We start from the raw sequence: 13,983 nt of genomic DNA, 5'->3' as shown, positions 1-13,983 counted from the left end.
CGCCCCCGCCGGGTGAAAGTTGTCGGGTCCTACAGGTAACGTGCGGCCATGGCGAAGAAGGCTGGTGGCTACCGCTGTGCCGAGTGCGGGTGGCAGACGGCCAAGTGGGTGGGGCGCTGCGGCGAGTGCCAGGCCTGGGGCACGGTCGAGGAGGAGACGGCACCCGCGGGTGCGCGGGTGGCCTCCGCCGGAGCGGTGTCGGCGCCGGCGGTTCCGATCGGCCAGGTCAAGGCCGAGGTGGCGCACGCGCGCGGCACCGGGGTGCCCGAGCTCGACCGGGTCCTCGGCGGCGGCCTGGTGCCCGGGGCCGTCGTGCTGCTGGCCGGTGAGCCCGGCATCGGCAAGTCCACTCTCCTGCTGGAGGCGGCGGCCAAGATCGCCCGGCAGCAGACCGTCCTCTACATCACGGGTGAGGAGTCGGCCGCCCAGGTGCGGATCAGGGCCGACCGGATCGGCGCGATCCAGGACCGCCTCTACCTGGCCGCGGAGACCGAGCTGGGCGCGCTGGTCTCACACGTCGAGAAGGTCCAGCCCGACCTGCTCATCGTCGACTCGGTGCAGACGATCGGCTCGGCCCAGGCGACCGGCGTGCCCGGTGGGGTGACCCAGGTCAGGGAGGTCGCGGGAAACCTGGTGCGGCTGGCCAAGGAGCGCGGTATGGCCACCGTGCTGGTCGGCCACGTCACCAAGGAGGGCTCGATCGCCGGCCCCCGCACGCTGGAGCACCTCGTCGACGTGGTGCTCCACTTCGAGGGCGATCGGCACTCCCGCCTCCGCCTGGTCCGCGCGATCAAAAACCGGTACGGCCCGGTCGACGAGGTCGGCTGCTTCGACCTGCACGAGAGCGGCATCGAGGGCATCACCGACGCCAGCGGCCTGTTCGTCTCACACCGCACCGACCCGGTGCCCGGCACGTGCGTCACGGTCACCCTGGAGGGCACCCGGCCGCTGCCGGCCGAGGTCCAGGCACTGGTCGCCAGGACCGAGGCCCAGCAGCCGCGCCGCTCCTCCTCGGGGCTGGACACCTACCGGGTGACGATGGTGCTGGCCGTGCTGGAACGGCGGCTCAACGCCAAGCTGGGCGGGTGCGACGTCTTCACCGCGACCGTCGGCGGGATCAAGCTCAGCGATCCCGCGGTCGACCTGTCCGTGATGCTGGCGGTCGCCAGCGCGGCCGGCGACAAGGCACTCCCCGCCGGCCTGGTGGTGCTCGGCGAGGTGGGCCTGGCAGGGGAGTTGCGCCCGGTGCGCGACGTGCGGCGCCGCCTGTCGGAGGCCGCGCGGCTGGGCTTCACCCGGGCACTGGTCCCGGCGGGCTCCCTGGAGGTGGGCAAGAGACGCAACGGCGACAACTCCCTGGTCCCGATGGCCGGGCGCGGCGCGGCCTTCGCGCCCGGTTTCGACGTGGTCGAGGCGGAGAACGTCTGGGACGCCCTCACCCACGTCACCTGAGGCGCGAGCGCGGCCCGTGGTCGTCAGATGATTTCGGGCCGGGCGGGGCCTTCGCCGGTAAGCTGAGCGCTATACGCAGACCACGGGGGTCATGTGGCAGCAACGTACAAAGGGCTCGACGAACGCCGCAGGGACGTCCTCGCCGCCGTCGCACCGGGCACGGCCCTGCGCGACGGCCTGGAGCGCATCCTGCGAGGACACACCGGCGGCCTGATCGTGCTCGGATACGACAGCACCGTCGAGGAGATCTGCAGCGGCGGCTTCGAGCTGGACGTCGAGTTCTCCGCGACCCGGCTGCGCGAGCTGGCCAAGATGGACGGCGCGATCGTCCTCAACTCCGGCGACCTGCGGATCGTGCGCGCGGCCGTGCACCTGATGCCTGATCCGTCCCTGCCCACCGACGAGTCGGGCACCCGGCACCGCACCGCCCAGCGGGTGGCCCTGCAGACCTCCTTTCCGGTCATCTCGCTCAGCAAGTCCATGCGGATCATCGCCCTCTACCTCGACGGCATCCGCTACGTGGTGGAGGAGTCGTCGGTCATCCTGTCCAAGTCCAACCAGGCCCTGGCCACGCTGGAGCGCTACAAACTCCGCCTGGACGAGGTCTCCGGCACGCTCTCGGCGCTGGAGATCGAGGATCTGGTGACGGTCCGCGACATCGCGGTGGTCGCCCAGCGGCTGGAGATGGTCAGGCGCATCTCCGAGGAGATCGCGGGCTACGTGGTGGAACTCGGCACTGACGGCCGCCTGCTCTCCCTGCAGCTGGACGAGCTCGTGGCCGGCACGGAGAGCGACCTCGAACTGATCGTGCGCGACTACCTGCCCGTGACGGGCCGCCGCCCGCGCAGGTTCGCCGAGGCGCTTCACGAGCTCGACCAGCTCTCCTCAGCCGACCTGCTCGACCTCTCGGTCATCGCCCAGATCCTCGGCCACTCGGGCAACGACGCCCTGGAGACACCGGTGAGTCCCAGGGGCTACCGCCTGCTGGCCAAGGTTCCGCGCCTGCCGGGCACGGTGGTCGAGCGCCTCGTCGACCAGTTCGCCAGCCTGCAGAAGCTCCTGGCCGCCAGCATCGACGACCTCCAGGAGGTGGGCGGGGTGGGCGAGGCCAGGGCCCGCCACATCCGCGAGGGCCTGTCCCGGCTGGCCGAGTCGTCCATCCTGGAACGCTACGTGTGAGAAATCCCCCGGCCGAGCGCGGAGGCTCCCGGGTCCTTCCGGTACGCCTCGCCCGGCGGCCTGGGCGGGCAGTGGCCGCGAACCTCGGCCGGTTCTCCGGTCGCCGCCTCGCGAAGGCGGCCCTTCGGTGCCCCGGGTTCACCGGCCCGGTGAACCCGGGGGGACATCGCTAGCGAAGGTGGAAGACGGCCTTGCGGCTCCTCAGGCCTGGGGCGTGCACCACCGCGACATAGGTACCGGGACGCGCGGCGACGCGGTCGGCGGTGCAGTCGTTCCCGGACCTGCGGCGGTCCCACACCAGCTCCCGGACATAGGGGATGCCCCGGTCGAGCTTGCGGATGTTCTCCGTCTCGCCGCTGACGCAGTCGGAGGAGGACCACACGCGGTCGTCACCGGAGGTGATGCGCACCTCCATGGTGCGCGGCCCCACGTCCGTGGTGCACATCACCTTGCCGACATTGACGAGGGTGAGGATGAACCTGGGCCGGATGCCCGGCGGGTAGACCGTCCCCTGGCCCTCCATGCTCAGTACGAGCTGCGGGGAGGTACAGGCCTCACCGGGCCGCCGGGGCCTGGGGGCCGCCTTGCTCTCCCTCGGCTCCGGGGTCGGGCTCGCGGACGGGCTCGCGGACGGCGAGGGGATGACCGTCACGGTCGGCAGGATGGCCAGCAGCGGGTCCGGCACGTCCTTCTTGGCGGCCGAGGTGCCTTTCTCCCGGGCGTCCTGCGGCCCGCTCGTCGACGAGCAGGCCCACGCCACGACGGCGACCACCACGAGCACACCGACGAGCGCGGCCATCCGGCGCCGCCAGTAGATGTCGGCTCCGATATCGCTACGGAACGTGTCGGGATCCATACCAACAGTATGGTTAGTGCTCGCGGGCCACAGGGGGAGACCCGCCGCTACCGTCCCCGTTTCGGCCACCGATCATCATCAGAAGGCGGGTGAAGGCAGGTGAAGGAGGGACAAGGGGGCCTGATCCCGCACTATCGTCAAAAGGTGCCCGAGTCGAACCGCTTACTCGAACCCGTCCTCGACTGGTACGCCGGCAACGCCCGCGACCTGCCCTGGCGGGCGCCCGGCGCCTCGCCCTGGTCGATCCTGGTCAGCGAGATCATGCTGCAGCAGACACCGGTGGTCAGGGTGCTGCCCGTCTGGACCGAGTGGATGGAGCGCTGGCCCACGCCCGCCTCCCTCGCCGCCGAAGCCCCCGGTGAGGCCGTGCGCCACTGGGGCCGCCTCGGCTACCCCCGCCGGGCGCTGAACCTGCACGCGTGCGCCCGCGCGATCACCGACCGGCACGGCGGCGAGGTCCCCTCGGAGCACGACGCCCTGCTGGCGCTTCCCGGCGTCGGCGAGTACACCGCGGCCGCGGTCGCCAGCTTCGCCTTCGGGGGCCGGCACGCGGTCCTCGACACCAACGTGCGGCGGGTCCTGGCGCGGGCCGTCAGCGGCGAGGAATACCCGCCGAAGGCCACCACGCCCCCCGAGCGCAGGCTCGCCGCCTCGCTGCTCCCCGACGCCGACCGCGCCCCCGTCTGGGCGGTCGCCGTCATGGAGCTCGGCGCACTGGTCTGCACCGCTCGGGCCGCCCGCTGCGCCGACTGCCCGGTCAGCGACCTGTGCGCCTGGCGCCTGGCGGGCAAGCCCGCCTACGACGGTCCCGCGCGCAGGGGCCAGACGTACGCGGGCACGGACCGCCAGTGCCGCGGCCGTCTCCTCGCGGTGCTGCGCCAGGCCCACGGCCCGGTGCCCAAGGGCGCCCTCGACGTGGTCTGGGACGACGCCCCGCAGCGAGAGCGCGCCCTCGACGGCCTGATCTCCGACGGCCTGGCCGAGGTCCTCGACGACGGCACCTACCGCCTACCCGGCTGAACGTGCCCTCGGCAGGGCATCTGCCGCCCTGCTCACGGTCACCGGGTGCTTTCCCGCCGGGGCCTCCGTGCACGGCGGGAAAGGCTCCCACCGCCGCGCCGCGGACCTGGCGGGCGAAGGCGATCAGGCGGCGAGGCGCAGGCCGAGAGCCGTGAGGCTGGTGCGGGCCCAGTCGAGCTCCTCGGCGATCACGTTGACCAGTGCGCCGGGCCCCTTGGCCCGAAGCGGCACGGCCAGGTCGTGCGTCTCCACCTCGATGTGAGCGGTGCCGTTCACCGCGCCGGAGAGCATCGCGGTGAGGGTGTCCTCCAGCACCGAGCGGGTGCTGGGCAGCTCCTGGCAGGCGGCGGCCATGTGGTTGTGCACGTGGCCGAGCTTGACGACAGGGGCTCCGGCATCCGCCAGGCCGCGCAGGGCGACTCCGGGCTCCTCAGCGCCGCCGGAGAGGTAACAGGCGTCCAGGCAGACCCCCAGGTGCTCGGAGTCGATGCCGGAGACCCTGTCGAGCGCCTGCTTGGTGGTCTCCAGGACACAGCCGGGCCACGGCTCGAAGCCGACCCTGATCGTCTTTCCGGTGACGCTGTACAGCCCGCGCAGCTCGCGGGCGAGGCGCTCCAGTCGGCGCGAGGCTATCGCGTGCAGGTCGGCCGGCCAGTCGCGGCGCCAGCCGATGGGGATGGTGGAGATGCTTCCGAAGCGGACGTCCTGCGGGAGCAGGAAGGCCAGGATCTTGGCGAGTGCCATCGTGTAGCGGTAACGCTCGGGCTTGGCCCAGTCGGGACCGGGGGACTCCTGGTTCCTGCCGCCGGTTCCGTTGAGGCTGACGACCTCCAGGCCGCGCTCCTCAAGGGAGCGGCGCAGACGCACCAGCTCTATCCTGTCCGCGGTGAGATGGTCGGCGACGCTCGGGGAGAGCCAGAGGCCGACGCCCATGCGCTCCACTCCGAGGCGCTTGCGCACCGGCACCGCGTACCTAGTCAGGTGCGCGATGAGGTTCTCCAGGTCCTCGGCGGGGTGCACGCCCGCGTTGTAGGCCAGGTGAACGAGCGTCCCGTCCTCGTGCCGTAAACGCATGCGTGCCTCCAAGAAGTACTTCCGTGTAAGCGCCTCCGATCGCCCCACGCCGGTGTTCCAGCGCCGTGAGCCGGAGGCTCTCCCTGCCGGGAGCTCGACCCGGCCGTCCGAAGCATTCCGTGCGACCACCGGGCTCCGCGTCACTCACGGAGCTGATTTCCCGGTACGTCGCCAGGCTGACCTCGACGCCGATCTCACCGCGATCACTGCGACCCACGGATCACTCGGGCAAGACTTATCGAACTCGCTCTACGCAGTGTAGTACTACCTATCGTGGCGAGACACCTTCTTTGGTAACAAATAGACAGACCCCGCCGTGAGTATCCTCACGGCGGGGTCTGTCCTTTCCGCCTGACCAGGCCATACCCGGTGCCCTGGATTCCGCCCGACGCGGCCGGACGACCCCTCGCCGGGCCGTCGCCGGTCACCGCAGCACGCTGCGGTGACCTCCGCCGACCTGGCGAGGCACCGTCTGACCGGTCCTCAACGGCCAGGGCCCGCAGGCCTAGTTCTGGATCGGCTCCGCGATGGCGGCGGCCGAGTCGGGAACCCGGTCGACCGGCGCGTCCTCACCGACGAAGGTGAACTTCGCGTTCTCCCCCTCGCCCTCGATCCCGATCTTCACGATCTGGCCGGGACGGAGCTCGCCGTACAGGATCTTCTCCGACAGGGTGTCCTCCAGCTCGCGCTGGATCGTACGACGGAGCGGGCGGGCGCCCATCACCGGGTCGTAGCCACGGTCGGCCAGCAGCTGCTTGGCCTCCTGCGTGAGCTCCATCCCCATGTCGCGGTCCTTCAGACGCAGGCCCACCTGGGCCAGCATCAGGTCGACGATGCGGATGATCTCCTTCGGCGTGAGCTGGTGGAAGACCACGATGTCATCGACACGGTTGAGGAACTCCGGCCGGAAGTGCTGCTTGAGCTCCTCCTGCACCTTGGACTTCATCCGGTCGTAGTTGGACTCGGCGTCGTTGCTCTTCGCGAAGCCGACCCCCTGCCCCTTGGAGATGTCCCGGGTGCCCAGGTTCGTCGTCATGATGATGACGGTGTTCTTGAAGTCCACCACCCGGCCCTGGGCGTCGGTCAGGCGACCGTCCTCCAGGATCTGCAGCAGCGAGTTGAAGATGTCGGGGTGGGCCTTCTCGATCTCGTCGAACAGCACGACCGAGAACGGCTTGCGCCGCACCTTCTCGGTGAGCTGGCCGCCCTCCTCGTATCCGACGTAGCCGGGAGGCGAGCCGAACAGCCTGGAGACGGTGTGCTTCTCCATGAACTCCGACATGTCCAGCATGATCAGCGCGTCCTCGTCCCCGAACAGGAACTCGGCCAGCGCCTTGGACAGCTCGGTCTTACCGACACCGGAGGGACCGGCGAAGATGAACGAGCCACCGGGGCGGCGCGGGTCCTTCAGACCGGCGCGGGTGCGGCGGATCGAGCGGGACAGGCCCTTGATGGCGTCGTCCTGGCCGATGATCCGCTTGTGCAGCTCGTCCTCCATGCGGAGCAGTCGCTGGGACTCCTCCTCGGTGAGCTTGAAGACCGGGATGCCGGTGGCGGTCGCCAGGACCTCGGCGATGAGCTCCTCGGTGACCTCGGCGACGACGTCCATGTCGCCGGCCTTCCACTCCTTCTCCCGGCGCTCGCGCTTGAGCTGGAGCTGCTTCTCCTGGTCCCGGAGGGCGGCGGCCTTCTCGAAGTCCTGCGCGTCGATCGCGGACTCCTTGTCGCGCCGCACGTTGGCGATCTTCTCGTCGTACTCGCGGAGGTCCGGCGGCGCGGTCATGCGGCGGATGCGCATGCGCGAGCCGGCCTCGTCGATGAGGTCGATCGCCTTGTCCGGCAGGAACCGGTCGCTGATGTAGCGGTCGGCCAGCTGCGCGGCGGCCACCAGGGCACCGTCGGTGATGGAGACGCGGTGGTGGGCCTCGTAGCGGTCCCGCAGACCCTTGAGGATCTCGATCGTGTGGCTGAGGCTGGGCTCGGCCACCTGGATCGGCTGGAAACGCCGCTCAAGCGCCGCGTCCTTCTCCAGGTGCTTGCGGTACTCGTCCAGGGTGGTGGCACCGATGGTCTGCAGCTCGCCTCGGGCCAGCATCGGCTTCAGGATGCTGGCGGCGTCGATCGCCCCCTCGGCGGCGCCCGCGCCGACGAGCGTGTGCAGCTCGTCGATGAACAGGATGATGTCGCCGCGGGTGCGGATCTCCTTGAGGACCTTCTTCAGGCGCTCCTCGAAGTCACCGCGATAGCGCGAACCCGCCACCAGGGCGCCCAGGTCCAGGGTGTAGAGCTGCTTGTCCTTGAGCGTCTCGGGCACCTCGCCCTTGACGATCTTCTGGGACAGGCCCTCCACGACGGCGGTCTTGCCGACGCCGGGCTCACCCACCAGGACCGGGTTGTTCTTGGTCCTGCGGGACAGGACCTGCATGACCCGCTCGATCTCCTTCTCCCGGCCGATGACCGGATCGAGCTTGCCCTCGCGAGCGGCCTGGGTCAGGTTGCGGCCGAACTGGTCAAGCACCAGAGAGGTCGAAGGAGCGGCCTCGGCCGGACCGCCGGCGGCGGTCGGTTCCTTGCCCTGGTAGCCGTGGAGCAACTGGATGACCTGCTGTCGGACCCGATTGAGATCGGCGCCCAGCTTCACCAGCACCTGGGCGGCCACGCCCTCGCCCTCACGGATGAGGCCGAGCAGGATGTGCTCGGTGCCGATGTAGTTGTGACCCAGTTGCAGCGCCTCGCGCAAGGACAGCTCAAGGACCTTCTTGGCACGCGGGGTGAACGGAATGTGCCCCGACGGCGCGGACTGGCCCTGGCCGATGATCTCCTCGACCTGCTGACGCACACCTTCAAGACTGATGCCGAGGCTCTCCAGAGCCTTGGCGGCAACGCCTTCACCTTCATGGATCAAGCCAAGAAGAATGTGCTCCGTACCGATGTAGTTGTGGTTGAGCATCCGGGCCTCTTCTTGGGCCAGGACGACAACCCGCCGTGCGCGGTCGGTGAACCTCTCGAACATCTCGTCGCTCCTCACAGAGCGGTCAGGCAGGTCCGGGATATCCGGGCCCTGTCATCCCGCATGGTAGCCCCGACCCGGCGACCGCTCTATGCAGAAGACGTTCCCCGAGAGCAGGGCGTTCACCCTCCATCCAACTACTTACGGGGGGTGGGATGTTCCCGCTACGCCGCAAGCGAACGACGTTTGTCCGCCGGACAAACACATCATGCGGTCATGGCCGCCACCGGACCCCACCGTGACCGCCATAACCGCATGATTCACTCGATCTACTGAGCCGATCTAGTGAGCCGCTTCGTACTGCTCGACGATCTTGGAGGCGATTCGACCGCGCTCGCTGACATTAAGGCCGTGGGACTTCGCCCATGCCCGGATGTCGGCGCTCTTCTCTCGCGTGAGTGCCCGCGCGCCACCCGCGCGGCGGCGGCGGGGTGCCAACGCGCCGGAACGACGGGCGCTCTGCACGAAAGGCGACAGGGAGTCGCGGAGCTTCTTCGCGTTAACGTCACTCAGGTCAATCTCATAGCTGGTGCCGTCAATCGCGAAGGCGACAGTCTCATTGGCCTCGCCCCCATCGAGGTCGTCGATGAGAATCTCCTGGATCTGCTTGGCCATCTACACAATCCTTTCGCGGAGTATTGTTTCATTCGCAAGCTAAACATATACCCGCGATCGAAGAGCGGCAATTCCAGGAGCCCGGCGATTCTCACAGGCAACCGAGACACTCTCAGTCGGCGCTCCGGTGGATCAGCTGTTCTGCGACTCGGCCGGGTCGGACTGTTTTGGCCGGCGACCGGCGGCTTCACTCCGAAGTAGCTTGACGACTCCGAAGATGAAGGCTCCGCCGACGACCGCCGGAGGTATCAACGCGGACAATACGTCGTACATTCGTCCTCGCTCCGTACCGCTAGGTGGCTTTCTGGAGACCATGAAAATTTGGCGACGACTCCCGAGCCACGCGGGTGTCCGCCCGTTCAGTCTGGAACCGCCCACAGATGACCATAGCGCCACCGGACGGCGACGTGTGTCAGCAGGGGCGACCATGCCCGTCACTCTCCAGCCTAATGCTTCTCTCCAGCCGCCTTACCGGTTGCAGTCGTAAAGCCGCAGGGAAAAACCGACAGGACGATCAGGTGATCACCGTCGCCTTCGGAAATACCAATGCCCGCCCGCTCTCCGGCCCCCGCGCCACCGGCCTCGGAGGGGCGAAGCTCCTGGTGGGAGAGCCTGCCCGCCGGGATGAACAACGCCTTGTCACGGAACCGGAGATCACCGCGGGCGGGTTCATCGCGAGAATGTCCACCGCCGGTGGAACATCCGGATGGAGAGCGGCCCGCTTCATCACCCGGGTGGCAGCCGATGCGACGCAAGCCTGCGGAACAAGACGGATCTTCAACGCTTTCTTGCCAAGAGTACGACCCACTCCGGCGCGGAGTACATAGTCGTAGACCGTATAACCACCAAAGACGATGGGCTCACCGGACAACCCAGGCAACACCGCACACCCGGTGATCCAGCTCCGCGAGAAGACCCTGAACGCGCGACGGAAGGTGAAGGAGAGAAACCCGCGGGCCGTCCCCGGGGATGCCGGAGGCAGGCCGGTCCCGCCATTCGATGACTGGCGTGCGAACCCTCGGCGAGGGCAGAACCGGCATTGGCGTCTCATAGCGGCTTGTGAGCTCCCCTGAGCCCCTTGTCGGCCTCAAACACGAATATTCCGCCGCGCCGGGGCCCGATCATAAGTCCCCCCGCGCCGGCCAAGGCGCGGCAAATGATTTTTACGCTTCCGTGGCTTCCGCGGCCGAGACGGTTACCCGCCCCTAACGATCCCCGTTTTTCTCGTCCGGGCGCGAAATCGGGGCCGACGGTTCAACCGCCGGCCCCGATTTACCCGGAACTACTTGATCTTGACGACGACCGTCCCGGCCACCTTGTCGTGCAGCGCCTGCTGCAGGGGCTTGTCCCACAGCAGCCACAGCACGTTCACGAGGCTGAAGATGTTGACGATCCAGCCGAGGACGGGGATCCAGCTCAGGAACTGCGGACCGAAGAACACACCGCCGCGCTTGAGCGCGACGTCGGAGCTGAGCCCGCCCGGCGGCAGGGCACTGCCGACGGGCACGATCTTGATGCCCATGACCATCTTGCCGACGGTCTGCCCACCCCTACTGATCATGAAGAACTCGTAGGCGAAGTAGATCGCCGCGGCGATCAGGGAGCTGAGCAGACTCGCGAGGAAGATGCCGCTCCCCTCCGTGACGGCGCCCGACTCAAGGTTGAAACTGGGAGACGTCACGAGGATGGCGGTCAGCACCCCGCTGATGATGAATGTCGGGATCGCCAGGATGATTCCGTCGATGATCCGCGCCACCAGGCGCTGCCACCACTCGGCGAGCGGAGCGGGAGCGCCGGGAGGACCGCCGTAAGGCTGGCCGTACCCCTGCTGCTGTCCGTACGCGGGCTGCTGCTGACCATAGCCGGGCTGCTGACCGTAGTCGGGCTGCTGACCGTACTGCTGCTGGCCGTAACCCGGCTGGGACGACTGCTGACCGTAACCGGGCTGCTGACCGTAGTCGGGCTGCTGACCGTACTGCTGCTGGCCGTAACCCGGCTGGGACGACTGCTGACCGTAACCGGGCTGCTGACCGTAGCCGGGCTGCTGACCGTAGCCCGACTGCTCGTGGGACGCCTGCTGTCCGTAGCCGGGCTGCTGCCCGTACGCGCCGGTCCCGCCCTGCTGACCGTAGCCCTGCTGCTGGCCGTACATGTCCGTCCCGCCCTGCTGACCGTACGACTGCTGCTGTCCGTACCCCTGCTGACCGTAACCGGGCTGCTGCCCGTACCCCTGCTGCTGCCCATAACCCTGCTGCTGGCCATAGCCCTGCTGGCCATAACCGGGCTGGGCCACCCCCGGGCCGGTGTTCGGCTGCGACCCCTCCGACCGATATCCCATGATCGTCACGTCGGGGTCGAGTTCGCCAGGGGCTCGACCCGGGTTGTGCTGTCCGTAATCCGGCTGTCCCGAAGGTGTGCGACTGCGCTCGGGATCATCCTGCGGATACGGCGGCTGTCCGGTGCTCACCGCGTCACCTCACTTAGACTGCGCATGTGGCAAATGTCAGACGCACATGCTTGCTGCTGCACAAGGTATCGACATAGGAATCAACAGTCACCTTTCCAGTCAGTCATCTCTAAAGTCATCAGAGTCGGGCTCGCGTGTCAGGTGCAGCAGCATCCGAGTGTTTCCCAAGGTATTGGGCTTGACGTGCTCCAGATCGAGGAACTCCGCGACGCCCTCGTCGTAGGAGGCGAGGAGTTCGGCGTAAACCTCCGGGGCGACGGGCGTGCCCTGGATCTCCTGAAATCCGTGCCGGGCGAAGAAGTCGACCTCGAAGGTCAGGCAGAAGACCCTGCGCAGCCCCAGCTCGGCGGCCGTGCGGATGAGCGCCGAGACGATCCGATGGCCGATTCCCATCCCCCGGCGGGTCGGATCGACGGCAACGGTCCGTATTTCGGCAAGATCCTCCCAGAGGACATGGAGCGCCCCGCAACCGAGGATCATCCCCTCCGCGTCGGTCGCGACCCAGAACTCCTGGATGTCCTCGTACAGGGTGACAGTGGCCTTCTCCAGCAGGCGCGGGCCGGCTCCACCGTAGGTGTCGACGAGCCGCCTGATGGCGCGGACGTCCGGGGTGCGGGCGCGGCGGACCGTGACCGCCGGGGTGACGCCGGGAGCGGGTGACTCCCGCTCCTCTCCCTCGGATCCGGTTCGCCGCTCCCCTTCTTTCCCGGGGTTCGCGAACGGCACGGGAGAATGCTCCGCAAGCTGCTCCATGACCGATCAGCGTACGTCCTCTCCGGCCTTCAATTACGGCTCATCCTTAACTCCGGCCCCGAAGGCATCACATGACCCTTGGTAGTTGGTTTACCACGCTGGGCGCACGACGCCTCCGATGTGTCGCAGCTCATCTTTGGCACGGTCCCGGACCAGGGAAGACCCGCGCCGGGCCCGCCGCGAGGAAGGCAAAGGCAGCGTAATGGCCATGTTGATCATATTGCCATGTGATCTTTCCGTGACATTTCAGTTGCGAAACCTCTACTGAGTTCGCAGTTCTGGTTGAGCAGGAACCACGAGTGCACTAATCTCCGTGCTCGATGTCAGAGACGTAAAAAGCCTGACCCGCCGAATCTCCCGACCAGGGGAACCGGGGACCCACCACGTCCTTCGGGGTGAATCCGAGTGCCACCGGCGCACCCGGTAGGGCTGCCTCCGGCCCGAACCCGTCAGCTAACCCGGTAGGCGGCCGAGGAGAGGAGCCCGTTGGTGAAGCGCATGCGCGACCGCGCAGGAGAGCATGCGGGCGGCGACGCCCGCTGTCGAGAACGCGCGCCGCGGAGGCGGAGTCGCCGCATGGCGGTCATCGGCCTGGCGTTCGCCATCATGACCCTCGGCACCCCCCTGGTCTCGGCCACGGCGGATCCCGAGCCCAGCCTCCAGCAACTGGCCAAGCAGGCCGAGAAGCTGCACGAGGAGATCGGCACGCTCGCCGAGCAGTACAACGGCGAACGGGTCAGGCTCAAGCAGGCCCAGCGAGCCGCGGAAAGTGCCAAGAAGACCCTCGCGACGAGCGAGTCGGAGCTCGCGACCCGGCGCACCAAGGCCACCCTCCTCGCACAGAGCAACTACATGTCCGGCGGCCTGAACTCCGGACTCGCCTTCACCCAGGCGACCGATCCCGACACCTTCCTCGACCAGGCCACCACCAACTACGCCCTCCAGCAGCAGCAGAGCGAGGAGGTCGCCCAGGTCGGCCGGGCGATCGAGGCCGCCGAGCGGGCACAGGCCAGCGCCAAGGCGAGGACCTCGGAGGTCAAGGCGCTCCTGGAGGAGATCGAGGGCAAGCGCAGCAAGATCGAGCGACTGGTCGCGCGGGTCGAGAGTGACCTGTTCAGCGAGGTGCGCACCAGGGCCGTCAGCAACAGGGGTGCCCGGGTGAAGGTCGACGTGCCCATCGTGGGCAGCGGCAAGGCGGCGGAGGCGGCCCGCTGGGCGCTCACCCAGCAACTCAAGCCGTACGTCTGGGGCGCCGAGGGCCCCAACTCCTTCGACTGCTCCGGGCTGGTCATGTGGGCCTACCAGAAGGTCGGCATCAGCCTGCCGCACTACACCGGCAACCAGTGGACCGCGGGCACCCACATCTCCAGAAACGATCTGCGCCCAGGCGACCTGGTCTTCTTCTACAGCGACCTGCACCACGTCGGGATCTACATCGGCGCGGGCCTGATGGTCCACGCGCCCCGGACGGGTGACGTCATCCACATCGCCACGATCGACAACCGGCCCTTCGCCGGCGGGGTGCGGATCGCCGACTGAGCGGCCGAGCCGACCGGC

Annotated in this window: 10 protein-coding genes and 1 riboswitch; of the genes, 4 read left to right on the top strand and 6 right to left on the bottom strand. The window is 68.3% G+C overall.

What is annotated here, in order from left to right; genetic code table 11:
- Positions 1-48: 48 nt before the first annotated feature.
- Together radA and disA are read left to right on the top strand one after the other, a co-directional pair.
- Positions 49-1,452 carry a DNA repair protein RadA gene (radA, locus tag ACFQVD_RS33205; RefSeq protein ID WP_343962247.1) on the top strand — a complete coding sequence of 468 codons (1,404 nt, stop codon included), beginning with the start codon at positions 49-51 and terminating at the stop codon, positions 1,450-1,452.
- A gap of 93 nt (positions 1,453-1,545) precedes the next feature.
- Entirely contained in the window at positions 1,546-2,631 is a 1,086-nt protein-coding gene (disA, locus tag ACFQVD_RS33200) for a DNA integrity scanning diadenylate cyclase DisA (protein WP_343962245.1), read from the top strand.
- A 169-nt stretch (positions 2,632-2,800) separates the two neighbouring features.
- Here the strand turns inward: disA and ACFQVD_RS33195 are convergent, their stop codons facing one another.
- The gene (locus tag ACFQVD_RS33195) at positions 2,801-3,487 is read right to left on the bottom strand and encodes a hypothetical protein (RefSeq protein WP_343962243.1); all 687 of its coding nucleotides are present in this window, start codon (positions 3,485-3,487) and stop codon (positions 2,801-2,803) included.
- Positions 3,488-3,631: 144 nt separating this feature from the next.
- Between ACFQVD_RS33195 and ACFQVD_RS33190 the strand changes: the two genes are divergently transcribed.
- Positions 3,632-4,507 (top strand): A/G-specific adenine glycosylase, encoded by an 876-nt coding sequence (locus ACFQVD_RS33190; RefSeq protein WP_343962241.1) that lies wholly within the window; start codon positions 3,632-3,634, stop codon positions 4,505-4,507.
- A 123-nt stretch (positions 4,508-4,630) separates the two neighbouring features.
- Here the strand turns inward: ACFQVD_RS33190 and ACFQVD_RS33185 are convergent, their stop codons facing one another.
- The 5 genes from ACFQVD_RS33185 to ACFQVD_RS33165 form a co-directional block, all read right to left on the bottom strand.
- A complete protein-coding gene (locus tag ACFQVD_RS33185; protein WP_343962239.1) occupies positions 4,631-5,581 on the bottom strand; it encodes a TIM barrel protein in 951 nt (316 codons plus the stop codon).
- A 505-nt stretch (positions 5,582-6,086) separates the two neighbouring features.
- The gene (locus ACFQVD_RS33180) at positions 6,087-8,594 is read right to left on the bottom strand and encodes an ATP-dependent Clp protease ATP-binding subunit (RefSeq protein ID WP_030905625.1); all 2,508 of its coding nucleotides are present in this window, start codon (positions 8,592-8,594) and stop codon (positions 6,087-6,089) included.
- Between the two features lie 279 nt (positions 8,595-8,873).
- Positions 8,874-9,206, bottom strand: coding sequence for a histone-like nucleoid-structuring protein Lsr2 (locus ACFQVD_RS33175; RefSeq protein WP_012895497.1), 333 nt, complete (start codon positions 9,204-9,206; stop codon positions 8,874-8,876).
- Positions 9,207-10,488: 1,282 nt separating this feature from the next.
- On the bottom strand, positions 10,489-11,544 hold the full coding sequence (locus ACFQVD_RS33170; protein WP_343962227.1) for an RDD family protein: 1,056 nt from the start codon (positions 11,542-11,544) through the stop codon (positions 10,489-10,491).
- A 228-nt stretch (positions 11,545-11,772) separates the two neighbouring features.
- On the bottom strand, positions 11,773-12,426 hold the full coding sequence (locus ACFQVD_RS33165) for an amino-acid N-acetyltransferase (protein ID WP_343962224.1): 654 nt from the start codon (positions 12,424-12,426) through the stop codon (positions 11,773-11,775).
- A 336-nt stretch (positions 12,427-12,762) separates the two neighbouring features.
- A riboswitch (cyclic di-AMP (ydaO/yuaA leader) is annotated at positions 12,763-12,910 on the top strand.
- 92 nt (positions 12,911-13,002) lie between these two features.
- Here ACFQVD_RS33165 and ACFQVD_RS33160 point away from each other — a divergent pair.
- Positions 13,003-13,965 carry an NlpC/P60 family protein gene (locus ACFQVD_RS33160; RefSeq protein WP_343962221.1) on the top strand — a complete coding sequence of 321 codons (963 nt, stop codon included), beginning with the start codon at positions 13,003-13,005 and terminating at the stop codon, positions 13,963-13,965.
- The last annotated feature ends 18 nt before the right edge of the window (positions 13,966-13,983 follow it).

This window comes from Streptosporangium amethystogenes subsp. fukuiense (assembly GCF_042665875.1).
GTDB classification, from domain to species: domain Bacteria; phylum Actinomycetota; class Actinomycetes; order Streptosporangiales; family Streptosporangiaceae; genus Streptosporangium; species Streptosporangium fukuiense.
The sequence above is the reverse complement of the archived record's forward strand: the minus strand, read 5'-3'. Positions and strand labels throughout refer to the sequence as shown.

Bases quoted from the DNA above. Each gene is read 5' to 3' on its own strand.
- ACFQVD_RS33170 (WP_343962227.1), bottom strand. From the start codon at position 11,544: ATGGGATATCGGTCGGAGGGGTCGCAGCCGAACACCGGCCCGGGGGTG.
- ACFQVD_RS33185 (WP_343962239.1), bottom strand. From the start codon at position 5,581: ATGCGTTTACGGCACGAGGACGGGACGCTCGTTCACCTGGCCTACAAC.
- ACFQVD_RS33195 (WP_343962243.1), bottom strand. From the start codon at position 3,487: ATGGATCCCGACACGTTCCGTAGCGATATCGGAGCCGACATCTACTGG.
- ACFQVD_RS33180 (WP_030905625.1), bottom strand. From the start codon at position 8,594: ATGTTCGAGAGGTTCACCGACCGCGCACGGCGGGTTGTCGTCCTGGCC.
- radA (WP_343962247.1), top strand. From the start codon at position 49: ATGGCGAAGAAGGCTGGTGGCTACCGCTGTGCCGAGTGCGGGTGGCAG.
- ACFQVD_RS33165 (WP_343962224.1), bottom strand. From the start codon at position 12,426: ATGGAGCAGCTTGCGGAGCATTCTCCCGTGCCGTTCGCGAACCCCGGG.
- ACFQVD_RS33160 (WP_343962221.1), top strand. From the start codon at position 13,003: ATGGCGGTCATCGGCCTGGCGTTCGCCATCATGACCCTCGGCACCCCC.
- ACFQVD_RS33175 (WP_012895497.1), bottom strand. From the start codon at position 9,206: ATGGCCAAGCAGATCCAGGAGATTCTCATCGACGACCTCGATGGGGGC.